General features: G+C 71.1%; 14 protein-coding genes. 10 read left to right on the plus strand and 4 right to left on the minus strand.

What is annotated here, in order from left to right; genetic code table 11:
- Positions 1-104: 104 nt before the first annotated feature.
- Positions 105-731, plus strand: a complete 627-nt coding sequence (locus H295_RS0117005; protein WP_020136535.1) for a PepSY domain-containing protein — start codon at positions 105-107, stop codon at positions 729-731.
- Positions 732-880: 149 nt separating this feature from the next.
- Here the strand turns inward: H295_RS0117005 and meaB are convergent, their stop codons facing one another.
- Positions 881-1,837: a methylmalonyl Co-A mutase-associated GTPase MeaB gene (gene meaB, locus H295_RS0117015; RefSeq protein WP_020136537.1), complete on the minus strand. Its 957-nt coding sequence runs from the start codon at positions 1,835-1,837 to the stop codon at positions 881-883.
- Positions 1,838-1,887: 50 nt separating this feature from the next.
- Complete coding sequence (locus H295_RS0117020; RefSeq protein ID WP_030320258.1) at positions 1,888-3,090, minus strand: acetyl-CoA C-acetyltransferase; 1,203 nt, start codon at positions 3,088-3,090, stop codon at positions 1,888-1,890.
- A gap of 148 nt (positions 3,091-3,238) precedes the next feature.
- Here H295_RS0117020 and mce point away from each other — a divergent pair, with 148 nt between their 5' ends.
- The 7 genes from mce to H295_RS0117060 all read left to right on the plus strand — a co-directional run bounded on the left by mce (position 3,239) and on the right by H295_RS0117060 (position 13,248).
- Positions 3,239-3,679, plus strand: coding sequence for a methylmalonyl-CoA epimerase (gene mce, locus H295_RS0117030; protein WP_020136539.1), 441 nt, complete (start codon positions 3,239-3,241; stop codon positions 3,677-3,679).
- A 381-nt stretch (positions 3,680-4,060) separates the two neighbouring features.
- Entirely contained in the window at positions 4,061-7,972 is a 3,912-nt protein-coding gene (scy, locus tag H295_RS0117035; protein WP_020136540.1) for a polarized growth protein Scy, read from the plus strand.
- Between the two features lie 182 nt (positions 7,973-8,154).
- Complete coding sequence (locus H295_RS0117040; RefSeq protein WP_020136541.1) at positions 8,155-9,090, plus strand: cellulose-binding protein; 936 nt, start codon at positions 8,155-8,157, stop codon at positions 9,088-9,090.
- Between the two features lie 157 nt (positions 9,091-9,247).
- Positions 9,248-10,204 (plus strand): ABC transporter ATP-binding protein, encoded by a 957-nt coding sequence (locus H295_RS0117045; protein WP_028809444.1) that lies wholly within the window; start codon positions 9,248-9,250, stop codon positions 10,202-10,204.
- A gap of 2 nt (positions 10,205-10,206) precedes the next feature.
- A complete protein-coding gene (locus H295_RS0117050; protein WP_028809445.1) occupies positions 10,207-10,977 on the plus strand; it encodes an ABC transporter permease in 771 nt (256 codons plus the stop codon).
- A gap of 112 nt (positions 10,978-11,089) precedes the next feature.
- Complete coding sequence (locus H295_RS0117055) at positions 11,090-12,373, plus strand: ABC transporter ATP-binding protein (RefSeq protein WP_020136544.1); 1,284 nt, start codon at positions 11,090-11,092, stop codon at positions 12,371-12,373.
- On the plus strand, positions 12,370-13,248 hold the full coding sequence (locus tag H295_RS0117060) for an ABC transporter permease subunit (protein WP_028809446.1): 879 nt from the start codon (positions 12,370-12,372) through the stop codon (positions 13,246-13,248). The genes H295_RS0117055 and H295_RS0117060 overlap by 4 nt, the downstream gene beginning before the upstream one ends.
- 25 nt (positions 13,249-13,273) lie before the next feature.
- Here the strand turns inward: H295_RS0117060 and H295_RS0117065 are convergent, their stop codons facing one another.
- Positions 13,274-13,615 (minus strand): hypothetical protein, encoded by a 342-nt coding sequence (locus H295_RS0117065; RefSeq protein WP_020136546.1) that lies wholly within the window; start codon positions 13,613-13,615, stop codon positions 13,274-13,276.
- A 223-nt stretch (positions 13,616-13,838) separates the two neighbouring features.
- Between H295_RS0117065 and H295_RS0117070 the strand changes: the two genes are divergently transcribed.
- A complete protein-coding gene (locus H295_RS0117070; protein ID WP_028809447.1) occupies positions 13,839-14,867 on the plus strand; it encodes an LLM class flavin-dependent oxidoreductase in 1,029 nt (342 codons plus the stop codon).
- Positions 14,868-14,981: 114 nt separating this feature from the next.
- Here the strand turns inward: H295_RS0117070 and H295_RS0117075 are convergent, their stop codons facing one another.
- Positions 14,982-15,374 carry an SCO5389 family protein gene (locus H295_RS0117075; RefSeq protein ID WP_020136548.1) on the minus strand — a complete coding sequence of 131 codons (393 nt, stop codon included), beginning with the start codon at positions 15,372-15,374 and terminating at the stop codon, positions 14,982-14,984.
- Between the two features lie 256 nt (positions 15,375-15,630).
- Here H295_RS0117075 and nucS point away from each other — a divergent pair, with 256 nt between their 5' ends.
- Positions 15,631-16,302 carry an endonuclease NucS gene (gene nucS / locus H295_RS0117080; protein WP_020136549.1) on the plus strand — a complete coding sequence of 224 codons (672 nt, stop codon included), beginning with the start codon at positions 15,631-15,633 and terminating at the stop codon, positions 16,300-16,302.
- Positions 16,303-16,377: the final 75 nt, after the last annotated feature.

Here is a 16,377-nt window from a genome sequence, read left to right on the forward strand (position 1 = left end):
CCTGAAGGCGCCTTCAGGAGGCTTCAGGTCTGCTTCAGCTCCTCTCCGGCAGCGTGGTTGTCGTCGAAAAGCGAAGGAAGCACCACCGCTCGGGAGGAATCCTCATGAAGCGCAACATCGTCATCGCCACCCTCACCGCCGCAGCGCTCGCCGCGGGCGGCACCGTCGCGGCCTTCGCGGCGGGGGACGACGAGGCGACGGCGACGCAGCGCCAGGCGGGCACGAACGCCCAGGCGGCAGCGGACCGTGACGACGAATCGGCGGACGACGACTCCGCGGACGACGACCGTACGGCGGCCCCCCGCGGGAGCGTCACCGCGGCCGACGCGATCGCCGCCGCCCTGAAGCACACCCCGGGCACCGCCCTGGCCGCCGATTTCGAGGACGACGGCGCCGGCACCTGGGAGGTGACCGTCGTCAAGGGCGACGGCTCCGAGTATGACGTGCGGATCGCGCCCGACTCCGGCAAGGTGCTCGGCGCCCAGCGCGACAGCGACGACGACAACGACAGCGACGACCGCGCCGAACTCGCCGCCGTGAAGGGCGCGTCGACCGACGCCCGGGAGGCCGCGCTGGCCGCCGCCGCGAAGGGCACGGTCACCGAGGTCGGCCTCGACGACGACAACGGCGCCGTCGCCTGGTCCGCGGAGACCGTCAAGGACGGCAGGCACGGCGAGTGGAAGGTCGCCCTCGACTCGGGCCGGGTCACCCAGGACCCCGACGAGGACTGACCCGCTGTCACCGCACAGCCACCTCCTCGCACAGGGCGCCCCTCCCCCGGGCGCCCTGCCCCATGACCAGGACCGCCGCCACGGCGACCACCCCGCCCGTCACCGCGAAGCACACGGCCACAGAACATGCCGGTCGACGTATCGGTGGGTCAGCCCTGGGTCAGGCCGTGCACCAGTTCGTCGGCTGCCCGGTAGGGGTCGAGTTCGCCGGACACGATCCGTTCCGCGAGGGCGTCCAGGCGCCGGTCGCCGCGCAGGTCGCCGATGCGTTCGCGCAGGGCGGTGAGGGCGATCGCCTCGACCTCGTGGGCGGCGCGGGCGCGGCGGCGCTCGGCGAGGACGCCGTGCTCCTCCATCCACGCGCGGTGCTTCTCCAGGGCCTCCACGACCTCGTCGACGCCCTCCGCGCGGGAGGCGACGGTCTTGACGATCGGCGGGCGCCAGTCGCCGGGGGCGCGGGACTCGCCGAGGCCCAGCATGTGGTTGAGCTCGCGGGCGGTGGCGTCGGCGCCGTCACGGTCGGCCTTGTTGACGACGTAGACGTCGCCGATCTCCAGGATTCCGGCCTTGGCGGCCTGGATGCCGTCGCCCATGCCGGGCGCGAGCAGCACCACGGAGGTGTCGGCCTGCGAGGCGATCTCGACCTCCGACTGGCCCACGCCGACCGTCTCGACCAGGATCACGTCGCAGCCGGCCGCGTCCAGGACCCGGATGGCCTGCGGGGCGGACCAGGCGAGGCCTCCGAGGTGGCCGCGGGTGGCCATGGAGCGGATGTAGACGCCGGGGTCGGAGGCGTGCTCCGACATGCGGACCCGGTCGCCGAGCAGGGCCCCGCCGGAGAAGGGGGACGACGGGTCGACGGCCAGGACGCCGACCCGCCTGTCCTGCTTGCGGTACGCGCTCACCAGTGCCGAGGTGGACGTCGACTTGCCGACGCCGGGCGAGCCGGTGAGGCCGACCACGTACGCGTTGCCGGTGAGCGGAGCAAGGTTCTGCATGACCTCCCTGAGCTGCGGGGACGCCCCCTCCACGAGGGAGATCAGCCGGGCCACCGCCCGTGGCCTGCCTTCCCTGGCCAGGGCGACCAGCGAGGAGACGTCCTGCATCACAGCTCCGTTCACGGCGACGACGTACGAGAACTCAGGCGTACGAGAACTCAGGCCTTGGGTACCCGCACGACCAGCGCGTCACCCTGACCGCCGCCGCCGCACAGGGCGGCCGCGCCGACCCCGCCGCCGCGCCGCTTGAGCTCCAGGGCCAGGTGCAGCACGAGACGGGCGCCGGACATGCCGATGGGGTGGCCCAGGGCGATCGCGCCACCGTTCACGTTCACCTTTTCGGTGGACACGCCGAGGTCCTTCATCGACTGGACGGCGACGGCGGCGAACGCCTCGTTGATCTCGATGAGGTCGAGGTCGGAGACCTCCAGGCCCTCCTTCTTGAGGGCGTGCAGGATCGCGTTGGACGGCTGGGACTGGAGGGAGTTGTCCGGGCCCGCCACATTGCCGTGGGCGCCGATCTCGGCGATCCACTCGAGGCCCAGCTCCTGGGCCTTGGCCTTGCTCATCACGACGACGGCCGCGGCGCCGTCGGAGATCTGCGAGGCGGAGCCGGCGGTGATGGTGCCGTCCCTGGTGAAGGCGGGGCGCAGCTTGCCCAGGGACTCGGCGGTGGTGTCGCCGCGGATGCCCTCGTCCTTGCTGAAGACGACCGGCTCGCCCTTGCGCTGCGGGATCTCGACCGGGGTGATCTCGGCCTCGAAGACGCCGTTCTTCTGGGCGGCGGCGGCCCGCTGGTGGGACAGGGCGGAGAACTCGTCCTGCTCGGGACGCAGGATGCCGAGGCGGGTGTTGTGCTTCTCGGTGGACTCGCCCATGGCGATGTTCTCGAAGGCGTCGGTGAGGCCGTCGTACGCCATGGCGTCGAGCATCTCGATCGCGCCGTACTTGAAGCCCTCGCGGGACTTGGGCAGCAGGTGGGGGGCGTTGGTCATGGACTCCTGGCCGCCGGCGACGATCACGTCGAACTCGCCGGCGCGGATCAGCTGGTCGGCCAGGGCGATGGCGTCGAGGCCGGAGAGACACACCTTGTTGATGGTGAGCGCCGGGACGTTCATCGGAATGCCGGCCTTGACGGCGGCCTGGCGGGCCGGGATCTGGCCCGCGCCGGCCTGGAGGACCTGGCCCATGATGACGTACTGCACCTGGTCGCCGCCGATCCCCGCACGGTCGAGGGCGGCCTTGATCGCGAAGCCGCCGAGGTCGGCTCCGGAGAAGGACTTCAGCGAGCCCAGCAGCCGTCCCATGGGCGTACGGGCGCCCGCGACGATCACCGAGGTCGTGCTGTTCGATCCAGACATGAGCTGCGATCCCCTTACCGGCTGCACTGCCGAGGAGTGAACGAGGGTTTACTTCGAATGTACTGAGTGGCACTCCGTGCCGTCATCGCCCCGTCGGTGTGATCGCGCGCACGTTGCGTAACCGTTTCACGAGCGCTGCACTGACTACATGCTGACGCGAATCGACCACATCGGGATCGCCTGCTTCGACCTCGACAAGACCGTCGAGTTCTACCGGGCCACGTACGGCTTCGAGGTGTTCCACTCCGAGGTCAACGAGGAGCAGGGCGTGCGCGAGGCCATGCTCAAGATCAACGAGACCTCGGACGGCGGAGCCTCCTACCTGCAGCTTCTGGAACCGACCCGCCCCGACTCCACCGTCGCCAAGTGGCTGGACAAGAACGGCGAGGGTGTCCACCACATCGCTTTCGGTACGGCGGACGTCGACGCCGAGGCCGCCGACATCAAGGACAAGGGCGTACGCGTTCTGTACGAGGAGCCGCGACGCGGCTCCATGGGGTCACGGATCACCTTCCTGCACCCCAAGGATTGCCATGGCGTACTGACAGAACTGGTCACTTCGGCGCCTGTTGAGTCACCTGAGCACTGACCCTCGTACATATGGGCCGGTAGGGTTGGGGGCGGTCACTCCCGGAAGGGGGTGGCCCGGTCTCGGCGTCAGAGGTGGCGCCTGCCGTGCAAGGCCCGGCACACACGCTCACCGCGTTGCCGAAAGGCCCTGGTGGTTCCGCCACGAGGACCTTCCGGCGCCCTGTGATCGCAGGCACCGGACCTCGCACGGCCCGCCCTTCGGGCGGACGACGCCACCTCTGACGCCGGGACCTCCGGGGTCCGGGTTTCGGGGGACGAGCAGCGGGCGGCAGCCCATGCTCCGCCGTTGATCTGACACCATTCCCCGGGGGCCCCGTTCGGCGGATGGACAGGGCTCGTTCGGAAAGACTTGCGACCAGGGGACGGATGGGACCGCGCAGTGCGGGGCTACGAACGCCAGGAGCGAGAGCCGGCGGCTGACGTCGACCACCTCTCTCGGTTCGAGGCCGAGATGGACCGGCTGAAGACCGAGCGGGAAAAGGCGATCCAGCACGCCGAGGACCTCGGCTACCAGGTCGAGGTGCTGCGCGCCAAGTTGCACGAGGCGCGGCGCACCCTCATGTCCCGGCCCGAATTCGGCGGCGGTGACATCGGCTACCAGGCCGAGCAGCTGCTGCGCAACGCGCAGATCCAGGCCGACCAGCTGCGCCAGGACGCCGAGCGCGAGCTGAGCCAGGTCAGGGCCCAGACCCAGCGCATCCTCCAGGAGCACGCCGAGCAGGCCGCGCGCCTCCAGGCGGAGCTGCACCAGGAGGCGGTCACCCGCCGCCAGCAGCTGGACCAGGAGCTGGCCGAGCGCCGGCAGACCGTCGAGTCGCACGTCAACGAGAACGTGGCGTGGGCCGAGCAGCTGCGCGCCCGCAGCGAGTCCCAGGCCCGCCGGCTCCTGGAGGAGTCCCGCGCGGAGGCCGAGCAGGCCATGGCGGCCGCCCGCGCCGAGGCCGAGCGGGTCACCAGCGAGGCCCGTCAGCGGCTCCAGAGCGAGGCCGAGGCGGCCCGCGCGGAGGCCGAGCAGCTGCTGCGGCGGGCCCGCGCGGACGCCGAGCGGCTTCTGGAGAGCGCCTCCACGCAGGCGCAGGAGGCCACCGACCACGCCGAGCAGCTGCGCACCTCCACGGCGACCGAGTCGGACAGCGCCCGCCGCCAGGCCACCGAGCTGAGCCGGGCCGCCGAGCAGCGGATGGCGGAGGCCGAGGAGGCGCTGCGCAAGGCGCAGGCCGAGGCCGAGAAGGTGCTCACCGAGGCCAAGTCCGCCGCCGAGAAGACGCTCGCGAGCGCCGAGTCGGCCAACGAGCAGCGCACCCGTACGGCCAAGGAGCAGGTCGCCCGGCTGGTCACCGAGGCCAGCGAGGAGGCCGAGGCCACCAAGGCCAGCGCGGAGCAGATCGTCGCGGACGCCCGCGCCGAGGCCGAGAAGATCGTCACCGAGGCCGCCGAGAAGGCCCGCACGCTCACCGCCGAGGAGAGTGCGACCCAGCTGTCGAAGGCGGCCAAGACCGCCGAGGACGTCCTCAACAAGGCGCAGGAGGACGCGCAGCGGACCACCAAGGCCGCCGCCGAGGAGGCCGAGCGGATCCGTCGTGAGGCGGAGACCGAGGCGGACCGGCTGCGCGCCGAGGCGCATGACATCGCCGAGCAGCTCAAGGGCTCCGCGAAGGACGACACCAAGGAGTACCGGGCCAAGACGGTCGAGCTCCAGGAGGAGGCCCGCCGGCTGCGCGGCGAGGCCGAGCAGCTGCGCGCCGACGCGGTCGCCGAGGGCGAGAAGATCCGCGCGGAGGCCCGCAAGGAGGCCGTCCAGCAGATCGAGGAGGCCGCCAAGACCGCCGAGGAGCTGCTCTCCAAGGCCAAGGCGGACGCCGACGAGCTGCGCCAGAGCGCGACCGCCGACAGCGAGAAGGTCCGCACCGAGGCCATCGAGCGCGCCACCACGCTGCGCCGGCAGGCCGAGGAAACCCTGGAGCGCACCCGCAACGAGGCCGAGCGCCAGCGGGCCGAGGCCGTCGAGCTGTCCGAGGAGATCACGGCCGCGGCCGAGCGGTCCGCGAGTGAACTGCGCGAGGAGACCGAGCGGGCCATAGAGACCCGCCGCACCGAGGCCGCCGAGGAACTGACCCGGCTGCACACCGAGGCCGAGGAGCGCCTCGCCGCCGCCGAACAGGCGCTCACGGAGGCCCGTGAGGAGGCCTCGCGGATCCGCCGCGAGGCCGGCGAGGAGGCCGACCGGCTGCGCACCGAGGCCGCCGAGCGGATCCGCACCCTCCAGCAGCAGGCCGAGGCCGAGGCCGACCGGCTGCGCACCGAGGCCGCGTCCGACGCGTCCGCCTCCCGCGCCGAGGGCGAGGCCGTCGCCGTACGGCTGCGCTCCGAGGCCGCCGCGGAGGCGGAGCGGCTGAAGTCCGAGGCGCAGGACACCGCGAACCGGGTCCGGGCGGAGGCGCAGGCCGCCGCCGAGCGGCTCGCCACCGAGGCGTCCGAGACGCTGGCCGCCGCCCAGGAGGAGGCCAACCGGCGTCGCCGCGAGGCCGAGGAGTACCTCGGCTCGGCCCGCCAGGAGGCCGACCAGGAGCGTGAGCGGGCCCGCGAGCAGAGCGAGGAGCTTCTCGCCTCCGCCCGCAACCGTGTGGAGGAGGCCCAGGCCGAGGCCGTACGGCTGGTCGAGGAGGCGGACCGGCGGGCCACGGAGATGGTGTCGGCCGCCGAGCAGCACGCCCAGCAGGTCCGCGACTCGGTCGCCGGGCTGCACGAGCAGGCCCAGGAGGAGATCACCGGGCTGCGTTCCGCCGCCGAGCACGTGGCCGACCGCACCCGGCGCGAGGCGCAGGAGGAGGCCGACCGGGTCCGCTCGGACGCCTACTCGGAGCGTGAGCGGGCCAGCGAGGACGCGGCGCGCATCCGGCGTGAGGCCGCCGAGGAGACGGACGCGGCCAAGTCCCTGGCCGAGCGCACCGTCTCGGAGGCGATCGCGGAGGCGGAGCGGCTGCGGTCGGACGCCTCCGAGCATGCCCAGCGGGCGCGCACCGAGGCGTCCGACACCATCGCCCAGGCCGAGCAGGACGCCTCCCGCACCCGGGCCGACGCCCGCGAGGACGCCAACCGCATCCGCTCGGACGCGGCGACGCAGGCCGACACCCTCATCACCGAGGCGCGCAACGAGGCGGAGCGGCTCACCGAGGAGACCATCGCCGACACCGACCGGCTGCGCACGGACACGGTCGCCGAGGCGGAGCGGCTGCGGTCGGAGACCGTGGCGGAGGCCGAGCGGGTCCGCGCGGAGTCGGTGGCCCAGGCGGAGCAGCTGATCGGGGAGGCGACCGGGGACGCGGAGCGGCTGCGCGCCGAGGCCGCGGACACCGTCGGGCAGGCCCAGCAGCACGCGGAGCGGATCCGCACCGAGGCCGAGCGGGTCCGGGCGGAGGCGGCGGCCGCGGCCGAGGAGCTGGTCAACTCCGCGCGCGAGGAGGCCGACCGGACCCTGGACGAGGTCCGCAAGGAGGCCAACAAGCGCCGCCAGGACGTGGCCGAGCAGGTCGACACGCTCATCACGGAGACCACCGCCGAGGCGGACAAGCTGCTCACCGAGGCCCAGCAGCAGGCGCTCAAGACCACCGCGGAGGCGGAGGCGCAGGCCGACACCATGGTCGGCGCGGCCCGCACGGAGGCCGACCGGCTGGTGTCGGAGGCCACGGTCGAGGGCAACGCGCGCGTGGAGAAGGCCCGTACGGACGCGGACGAGCTGCTCGTCGGTGCCCGCCGGGACGCGACCGCCATAAGGGAGCGCGCGGAGGAGCTGCGCGACCGGATCACCGGTGAGATCGAGGCGCTGCACGAGCGGGCCCGCCGCGAGGCCGCCGAGACCATGAAGTCGACCGGCGACCGCTGCGACGCGCTCATCAAGGCCGCCGAGGAGCAGCTCGCGAAGGCGCAGGCGAAGGCCAAGGAGCTGGTCTCGGAGGCCAATTCCGAGGCCGGCAAGGTGCGCATCGCCGCGGTCAAGAAGGCCGAGGGGCTGCTCAAGGAGGCCGAGCAGAAGAAGGCCACGCTGGTCCGGGAGGCCGAGGAGCTCAAGGCCGAGGCGATCCGCGAGGCCAGGCGCACGGTCGAGGAGGGCAAGCGCGAGCTGGAGGTCCTCGTCCGTCGCCGTGAGGACATCAATACGGAGATCTCCCGTGTCCAGGACGTCCTGGAGGCGTTGGAATCCTTCGAGGCCCCGGCGGGCGGCAAGGACGGTGGCGTCAAGGCGGGCGCTGCGGTCGGTGCCCCTCGTTCGGGTAAGCCGTCGGACAGCTGACCGGCGGCTGGAATCCGGTGCCTTCTGGGGCCTTTGACCAAGTTTTTGGCAAGCCGTCCCTGGGTTAGCCACTCAAAAGGGGTGTCATTCTCCAGATCAAACACGTATCCGCTCGATGACACACCGCTTCGGCCCCTAGGATTCCCCCTATCACCTCACCGGTCTCATTTGACAGGAACCCCATGAGCGACACTTCCCCCTACGGCTTCGAGCTTGTGCGGCGTGGGTACGACCGCGCTCAGGTGGACGAACGGATCTCCAAGCTCGTCTCCGACCGTGACAGCGCTCTCTCCCGCATCACCGCCCTGGAAAAGCGCATCGAGGAGCTCCACCTCGAGACGCAGAACGCCCAGGCCCAGGTAAGCGACGCCGAGCCGTCGTACGCCGGCCTCGGCGCGCGTGTCGAGAAGATCCTCCGCCTCGCCGAGGAGGAGGCCAAGGACCTGCGCGAGGAGGCCCGTCGCGCGGCCGAGCAGCACCGCGAGCTCGCCGAGTCCGCGGCCCAGCAGGTTCGCAACGACGCAGAATCGTTCGCTGCGGAGCGCAAGGCCAAGGCCGAGGACGAGGGCGTCCGGATCGTCGAGAAGGCCAAGAGCGACGCGTCCCAGCTGCGTTCCGAGGCTCAGAAGGACGCGCAGTCCAAGCGTGAGGAGGCGGACGCCCTCTTCGAGGAGACCCGCGCCAAGGCCGCTCAGGCCGCCGCCGACTTCGAGACGAACCTCGCCAAGCGCCGGGAGCAGTCCGAGCGCGACCTGGCGTCCCGTCAGCAGAAGGCGGAGAAGCGGCTCGCGGAGATCGAGCACCGCGCGGAGCAGCTGCGCCTGGAGGCGGAGAAGCTGCGCACCGACGCCGAGCGCCGCGCCCGCCAGACGGTGGAGACGGCTCAGCGCCAGGCCGAGGACATCGTGGCCGACGCCAACGCCAAGGCCGACCGGATCCGTTCGGAATCCGAGCGTGAGCTCGCGGCCCTGACGAACCGTCGCGACTCGATCAACGCCCAGCTGACGAACGTCCGCGAGATGCTCGCCACGCTGACCGGTGCCGCGGTGGCCGCCGCCGGCTCCCCGGTCGAGGACGAGCCGATCTCCCGTGGGGTTCCGGCCCAGCAGTCCCGGTAACACCGCCTGACGGCAGCACGAGGGCCCGTACCGTCTCCCCCGGAGGTACGGGCCTTCGGCGTACCCGGGGTCCGTTGCGGGATTCTTACCGCTTCCGTCGGTCTCCGTTTGCCCATAGGAGTGGCATCCGCAGGGGCGCGCCCCTAGCGTGGTCGGCATGATCGAGCTAGCGGGCCTGACCAAGCGGTACGGCGAGAAAGTGGCGGTGAACAACCTCACCTTCACCGTCAGACCGGGCATCGTCACGGGCTTCCTCGGTCCCAACGGGGCGGGCAAGTCGACCACCATGCGCATGATGTTGGGCCTCGACCGGCCCACCGCGGGAGACGTCCGGATCGACGGCAAGCACTACGACCAGCTCAAGGACCCGCTGACGTACATCGGTGCCCTGCTGGACGCCAAGGCCATGCACGGCGGGCGCAGCGCCTACAACCACCTGCTGTGCCTCGCGCAGAGCAACGGCATCCCGACGAAGCGGGTGCACGAGGTGCTCGACACGGTCGGTCTGACGGCGGTGGCGAAGAAGAAGGCCAAGGGGTTCTCGCTGGGAATGGGCCAGCGACTGGGCATCGCGGGCGCGCTGCTCGGCGACCCGCGGATCCTGATGTTCGACGAGCCGGTCAACGGGCTCGACCCGGAGGGCATCCACTGGATCCGCAATCTGATGAAGTCGCTGGCCGCGCAGGGCCGGACGGTCTTCGTGTCGAGCCACCTCATGAGCGAGATGGCGCTGACCGCCGACCACCTCGTGGTGATCGGCCAGGGCAGGCTGCTCGCCGACACCTCCATGGCCGACTTCATCGCGCAGAACTCGCGGACCTACGTCCGGATCCGCACCCCGCACCGCGAGCGGCTGCTCGACGTCCTGCACGCGGCCGGCGTCACCGTCGTGGAGACCGGCAACGGCACGCTGGAGGTGGACGGGGGCAAGTCCGAGCACATCGGTGAGCTGGCCGCGCAGCACCAGATCGTGCTGCACGAGCTGAGCCCCCAACAGGCCTCCCTGGAGGAGGCGTTCATGCAGCTGACCGCGGAGTCGGTCGAGTACCACGCGCACAGCGACGCGCCGTCCGGGCCGCAGCCGGCCTGGGGCGACGCCTGGAAGGGGAAGTGACCATGGCGGCGACCCAGGTCATCCGCTCCGAATGGACCAAGATCCGGTCGGTGGCGTCCACGGTGTGGACGCTCTCCCTCGCCGTGGTCGTCACCGTCGGGCTCGGCATCCTGATCTCGGCCCTGTCGAAGAACGAGTTCGACAACATGAGCCGCGACGACAAGCTCTCCTTCGACCCGACCTTCATCAGCTTCGCCGGGATGAGCCTCGGCCAGCTCGCGATGATCGTGTTCGGGGTGCTCGTCGTCTCGAACGAGTACAGCACCGGCATGATCCGCACCTCGCTGGCCGCGGTACCGCAGCGCGGCACCTTCCTGGCCGGCAAGATCGCGGTGGCGACCGGGCTCTGCCTGGTCGTCGGCCTGGTCACCAGCTTCGTCACCTTCTTCCTCGGGCAGGCGATGCTCGGCTCGCACCGGGCGGAGATCGGCGACCCCGGGGTGCTGCGCGCGGTCATCGGCGGCGGCGTCTACATGACCCTGATCGCGATGTTCTCGATGGGCGTCGCGGCGATGCTGCGCTCCCCGATGCTGTCGCTGGGCATCCTGATGCCGTTCTTCTTCCTGATCTCCAACATCCTGGGCAATGTCTCGGCGACGAAGAAAGTCGGCCGGTTCCTGCCCGACCAGGCCGGCAGCAAGATCATGCAGGTGGTCACCCCGATCGGCGACGACTCCCCCTACGGCCCCTGGGGCGGCCTCGGGATCATGGCGCTGTGGGTCGCGGCGGCCCTGATCGGCGCGTACGTCCTGTTGAAGAAGCGGGACGCGTGACGCGGGAAGCCTTTGCTTTCATTTGAGCGGAACCGTCAGCGCCCCGATAAGCTCCTAACCCTTACGGGGGGCGTGTGCCCCGCTGTCCTGAACCTTGCGATGGGTGCGGAGCATGATCGAGGCAGTCGGCCTGACGAAGCGCTACGGCGACAAGACCGCTGTGTACAACCTTTCCTTCCAGGTGCGTCCCGGTTCCGTGACCGGCTTCCTGGGCCCCAACGGCTCGGGCAAGTCCACGACCATGCGGATGATCCTGGGCCTGGACAATCCCACGTCCGGTCAGGTGACGATCGGCGGCTACCCGTACCGCAGGCTGCCCAACGCGGCCCGGCAGGTCGGCGCCCTGCTCGACGCGAAGGCCGTGCACGGCGGACGGGCGGCCCGCAACCACCTGCTCTGCCTGGCCCAGCTCTCCGGGATCCCGGACCGCCGGGTGGACGAGGTGCTGGGGGTGGTCGGCCTCCAGGACGTGGCCAGAAAGCGTTCCAAGGGCTTCTCGCTGGGCATGGGGCAGCGGCTCGGGATCGCGGCCGCGCTGCTCGGCGACCCTCAGGTGCTGCTCTTCGACGAGCCGGTCAACGGACTCGACCCCGAGGGCATCCTGTGGGTGCGCAACCTGATGAAGGCGCTGGCGGCGGAGGGCCGTACGGTCTTCGTCTCCTCCCACCTGATGAGCGAGATGGCGCTGACCGCGGACCACCTCATCGTCATCGGGCGCGGGCAGCTGCTCGCCGACATGAGCATCCGGGACTTCATCGCGGCGAACTCGGCGGGCTTCGCGCGGGTGCGCACCCCGGACACCGAGCCGCAGCTGCGCGAGAAGCTGTCGGCCGCGATCACCGAGGCGGGCGGACACGTGCTGCCGGAGCAGGACGGGGCGCTGCGGGTGACGGGGCTGGCGCTCCCCCGCATCAGCGACATCGCGCACGACTCGGACGTACGCCTGTGGGAGCTGTCCCCGCACCAGGCCTCGCTGGAGGAGGCGTACATGCGGATGACGCAGGGCGCGGTGGACTACCGCTCCACGACCGACCAGAAGGAGGGGCTCATGCAGCCCCTCCCGCCGGGCGCCCAGCCCCCGATGCCGGTCCCGGGCCAGGGTCAGCCGGGCTGGTACGCCCCGCCGCCGCCCCAGCAGGGCGGGCAGCCGTTCGCACCGCCGCAGGGCCAGGCGCCCGCGAACCCGTACGGCGGCCCCGGCGCCGCCGCCCCCAACCCGTACGCCCAGCCGGGCCCGGCGGCTCCCCAGGGCCCAGCACACCCGGCGCCGGGCCAGTCGGCCCCGGGCGCCCCCCAGCCGCCCGCACACCCCGCGCCCGCGCCCGCCCAGGCCGCCGCGCAGGGATCCGCCCCGCAGCAGTCCGCCACCCCGACCGAGCCCAAGGACGCCCGATGAGTACCCCGCAGCCTTCGATGCCGCAGGCCCAGCCCGCCGTGCCGAACTGGCAGGCCGCGGGTGGACCGGCGTACCCCGGCTACACCTCGCCGATCCCCGTCGTGCGGACCCACCTCGGGCACGCGATCGCCTCGGAGTGGACGAAGATCCGGTCCGTGCGGTCGACGGTGTGGACGCTGGGCGTGTTCGTACTGATCATGATCGGGATCGGGCTGGGGGCCGCCGCACTGATCGCGGCCAACAGCTCGCCGGAGGACCTGCGGGACCAGAACCCGCTGTCCTTCGGGTTCTTCGGGCTGCTGCTCGGCAGCATGTGCGTCATCACCCTCGGCGTGCTGACGACGGCCTCGGAGTACGGGACGGGAATGATCAGGACCACCATGGTGGCCTGCCCCTCCCGCGGGCGGGTGCTGGCCGCGAAGTCGATCGTGTTCTTCACCGTCGCCTTCGTCACGACCCTGGTCTCGGTGCTCCTGGTCGCCCTCGCGGACATCGCCCTGCTGGACGGCGCCCCCGCCCCGACCGGCCAGGAGTGGCTGAAGGGCACCCTCGGCATCTCGCTCTACATCGCCCTGCTCGGCCTGCTGTCGCTGATCATCGGCTCGATCATCCGGCACTCGGCGGGCGCGATCACCATCATGATCGGTGTCGTGCTGGCCCCGCTGGTCATCGCGCTGTTCATGTTCTCGCAGTCCCTGGAGGGCCTGCGCCAGGCGCTGTTCGAGTACTCCATCCCGAACCAGCTCAGCGTCTTCTACGCCAACTCCCTGACCGACAGCGGCCCTTCGGGCTGGGACCCGCTGTGGATCATCCTCGGCGTCACGGCCGTCGCGTTCGCCGGCGCCTACGCCCTGCTGGAGAAGCGGGACGTGTAGAGACGTACGGAGGGGCCTTCGGGCCTCAGAACCTCGGCGCGTTACGGGACCGCTGCACCCGCGTGGTGCGGCGGTCCCGCGCGTTCCAGCACGCCTTGTGCCAGTGTCTGCGCTCATCGACGCCGGAGTGGTCCGGCCAGGCCACCACGTGCGGGACGCCGTCCGGGATCATCTGGTCGCAGCCCGGGCAGCGGTACGTCTTGCCCTGCGCGCTCGCGCCCGCCACATGCCGGACGTTCCAGTCCTCGCCCTGCCAGTGCGTCGAGGACTGGAAGCCGCCGTAGCGGCCGGACCGGTCGTCCTCGGCGCTGCGGTCGGCCGGGTCAGACGAACCGGAACCCTTGGGTCGGTTGCGACGCGGGGACACGGGACACCTCACGGGGCTATACAGGAAGCAGGGAACGTATCCAGCCTACGCGGCACGCGGCGGGGTACGCGTAGGGAACCAACCCCCACAAGTCCCCCTCCGGGGCGGCCCATTCTCCAGACAATCGGCAAATCTCTCCGCCAGGCCGTGTCCTCGGCACGTGTCAGACGGTTATGCCGGTGGGGGAGCTCCCGTGTCGGAGCCAAGGAAGCAGGAAAAGCACATGCACGTTGGAACATTTCTGTTGGCGGCCCAGTTCCCGGGGCAGGGCCAGGGGGAGGCGCTGCACCGCGCGGTCCGCTCGGCCGAGGTCGCGGAGGAGGCCGGACTCGACGCGGTCTGGCTGGCGGAACACCACTTCGTGCCGTACGGCACCTGCCCGTCCGCGATCACCCTGGCGGCGCTGCTGCTGGGCCGCACCCGCCGTATCCGCGTCGGCACCGCCGTGAGCGTGCTGCCCACGGTCCACCCGGTGGCGCTCGGCGAGCAGGCCGCACTGCTGCACATGACGAGCGGCGGGCGGTTCTCGCTGGGCGTCGGGCGCGGCGGACCGTGGGTCGACCTGGAGGTGTTCGGCTCGGGTCTGGAGGCCTACGAGAAGGGCTTCCCGGAATCACTCGATCTGCTGGTGCGCTGGCTGCGCGAACCCTCCGTGGGGGCCGACGGCGAGCGTTTCCGGTTCCGCGAGGTACCCGTCGTGCCCCGGCCGTCGGAGTCGCTCACGGAGGCGGACGGCCCCGAGGTGATCGTCGCCTGCACCTCCCCGGCGAGTGTCCGGCTGGCCGCCGAGCGCGGGCTGCCCATGCTGCTGGGGATGCATGTCGGGGACGAGGAGAAGGCCGAGATGGTCGCCCTGTGGCGCAGGCAGGCGCGCGCGGCCGGACACGCGCCGCAGAAAGTCCTGGAGGCACCCCATGTCTCGGCCGGTGTCTGCCAGATCGCGGACCGGCGTACGGACGCGGTGGAGGCGCTGGTGAAGGCGATGCCCGGCTGGCTCAGGCAGGGGCTGGGCGCCCATGTCACGGTCGACGGCCGCGTACGGCAGATGCGCGATCCGGTGGCCTACACCGAACTGCTCTGCGGACTGCACCCGGTGGGCACCCCGCGGCTGTGCGCCGACCGCCTGGCGGCGACCAGCGAGCGGACCGGTATCTCCCGCTTCGCGCTGCTCGTCGAGGGCTCGGGAGACCTGGCGGCCACCGAGGAGAACGTACGGCGGCTGGGGGGCGAGGTGCTGCCGCACCTCACCTGAAGAGGTGGCGGCGCATCTGACCTGAAGTGGAGCAGGAACCCTTGTCCGGCGGGGGCTTGCCGCCCCGGTACTGATGCACCTCCCGCGTACGGAGCGGCAAGCAAGCGCGTCGCGTCAGCAGTCCCGGAACTCCGGAGACTGGTTCAGCAGCTGACTGCGGACCGAGGTGAAACGGGTCAGCGTCTCGTCGACGGAGGAGTCCAACGGGAACACCGCCACCCGGTGGCAGTTCTGGAAGGCCAGCCGCACACCGAAGTGCCGCTGAAGCGCGCCGCGTATCGCGTCACTCGCAAGCGCACGCAGCAGCTGACCGCGTGCCTGCTCGTCCGGCGGGGGCGTCTGGTTGTCGGCGAAGTTGCCACCGTCCACCTTCAGCTGGGCCACCAGGGAGCTGATCATCTCCCATGCGTAGGGCAGGGAGGTCCGGACGCAGTCGACGAATTCGGCTTCGCCGACCTCGCCTCGCTCGGCCTTCTCGAGTAGGGCCGGTGAGACGTCGAGCGACATGGGTTCTCCTCTCGCACCCCTGCCTGGGCAGGGGTTGCCGGACAGATAAAGGGAGTTCGCGCTGCCGAACACGCTCAGTACATGCCTCGCGACCTCCCGTTTACTACCGTAGGCAACGGGCCGTGACGGCACCAGGAGAATGCGAACAAAGGGCACTCCCAACAGGCCCACAATCGGCCACAACTGAACAGGGTTTCTCCACAGCCTTACGGGCCGAATCGCGTGGACATGCGCCCGTCGAGTAGCGTTGCCGACCATGCGTCTCGTCATTGCCCGGTGTTCCGTCGACTACGCGGGCCGGCTCACCGCCCACCTGCCCTCGGCCCCCCGTCTGATCCTGGTGAAGGCCGACGGCAGCGTCTCCATCCACGCAGATGACCGCGCCTACAAGCCGCTGAACTGGATGTCGCCGCCCTGCACGTTGAAGGAGGGAACCGGCGACGAGGAGGGCGTCTGGACCGTCGTCAACAAGGCGGGCGAGAAGCTCATCATCACCATGGAGGAGGTCCTGCACGACTCCTCGCACGAACTGGGCGTGGATCCCGGCCTGATCAAGGACGGCGTGGAAGCACACCTTCAGGAACTGCTCGCCGACCGCATCGAAACGCTCGGCGACGGCTACACCCTGATCCGCCGCGAGTACATGACGGCCATCGGCCCGGTCGACATCCTGTGCCGGGACGCCGACGGGCAGACCGTCGCGGTGGAGATCAAGCGGCGCGGCGAGATCGACGGCGTGGAACAGCTCACCCGCTACCTCGACCTGCTGAACCGCGACCCTCATCTCGCCCCGGTCCGCGGCATCTTCGCCGCGCAGGAGATCAAGCCCCAGGCCCGCGTCCTCGCCACCGACCGCGGCATCGGCTGCGCCGTCCTCGACTACGACGCGCTGCGCGGCATCGAGGACGACAAGCTGCGGCTGTTCTGACAGCGCGTCCTCTTCTACGACTTCTACGACTTCCACGACGACGAGGGCCGGGTCCGTGCGTGACGGAACCCGGCC

Source organism: Streptomyces sp. 351MFTsu5.1 (assembly GCF_000383655.1).
Taxonomy (GTDB): domain Bacteria; phylum Actinomycetota; class Actinomycetes; order Streptomycetales; family Streptomycetaceae; genus Streptomyces; species Streptomyces griseorubiginosus.

Coding starts and splice junctions, on each gene's coding strand:
- H295_RS0117005 (WP_020136535.1), top strand. CDS start 105: ATGAAGCGCAACATCGTCATCGCCACCCTCACCGCCGCAGCGCTCGCC.
- meaB (WP_020136537.1), bottom strand. CDS start 1,837: ATGCAGGACGTCTCCTCGCTGGTCGCCCTGGCCAGGGAAGGCAGGCCA.
- H295_RS0117020 (WP_030320258.1), bottom strand. CDS start 3,090: ATGTCTGGATCGAACAGCACGACCTCGGTGATCGTCGCGGGCGCCCGT.
- mce (WP_020136539.1), top strand. CDS start 3,239: ATGCTGACGCGAATCGACCACATCGGGATCGCCTGCTTCGACCTCGAC.
- H295_RS0117040 (WP_020136541.1), top strand. CDS start 8,155: ATGAGCGACACTTCCCCCTACGGCTTCGAGCTTGTGCGGCGTGGGTAC.
- H295_RS0117045 (WP_028809444.1), top strand. CDS start 9,248: ATGATCGAGCTAGCGGGCCTGACCAAGCGGTACGGCGAGAAAGTGGCG.
- H295_RS0117050 (WP_028809445.1), top strand. CDS start 10,207: ATGGCGGCGACCCAGGTCATCCGCTCCGAATGGACCAAGATCCGGTCG.
- H295_RS0117055 (WP_020136544.1), top strand. CDS start 11,090: ATGATCGAGGCAGTCGGCCTGACGAAGCGCTACGGCGACAAGACCGCT.
- H295_RS0117060 (WP_028809446.1), top strand. CDS start 12,370: ATGAGTACCCCGCAGCCTTCGATGCCGCAGGCCCAGCCCGCCGTGCCG.
- H295_RS0117070 (WP_028809447.1), top strand. CDS start 13,839: ATGCACGTTGGAACATTTCTGTTGGCGGCCCAGTTCCCGGGGCAGGGC.
- H295_RS0117075 (WP_020136548.1), bottom strand. CDS start 15,374: ATGTCGCTCGACGTCTCACCGGCCCTACTCGAGAAGGCCGAGCGAGGC.
- nucS (WP_020136549.1), top strand. CDS start 15,631: ATGCGTCTCGTCATTGCCCGGTGTTCCGTCGACTACGCGGGCCGGCTC.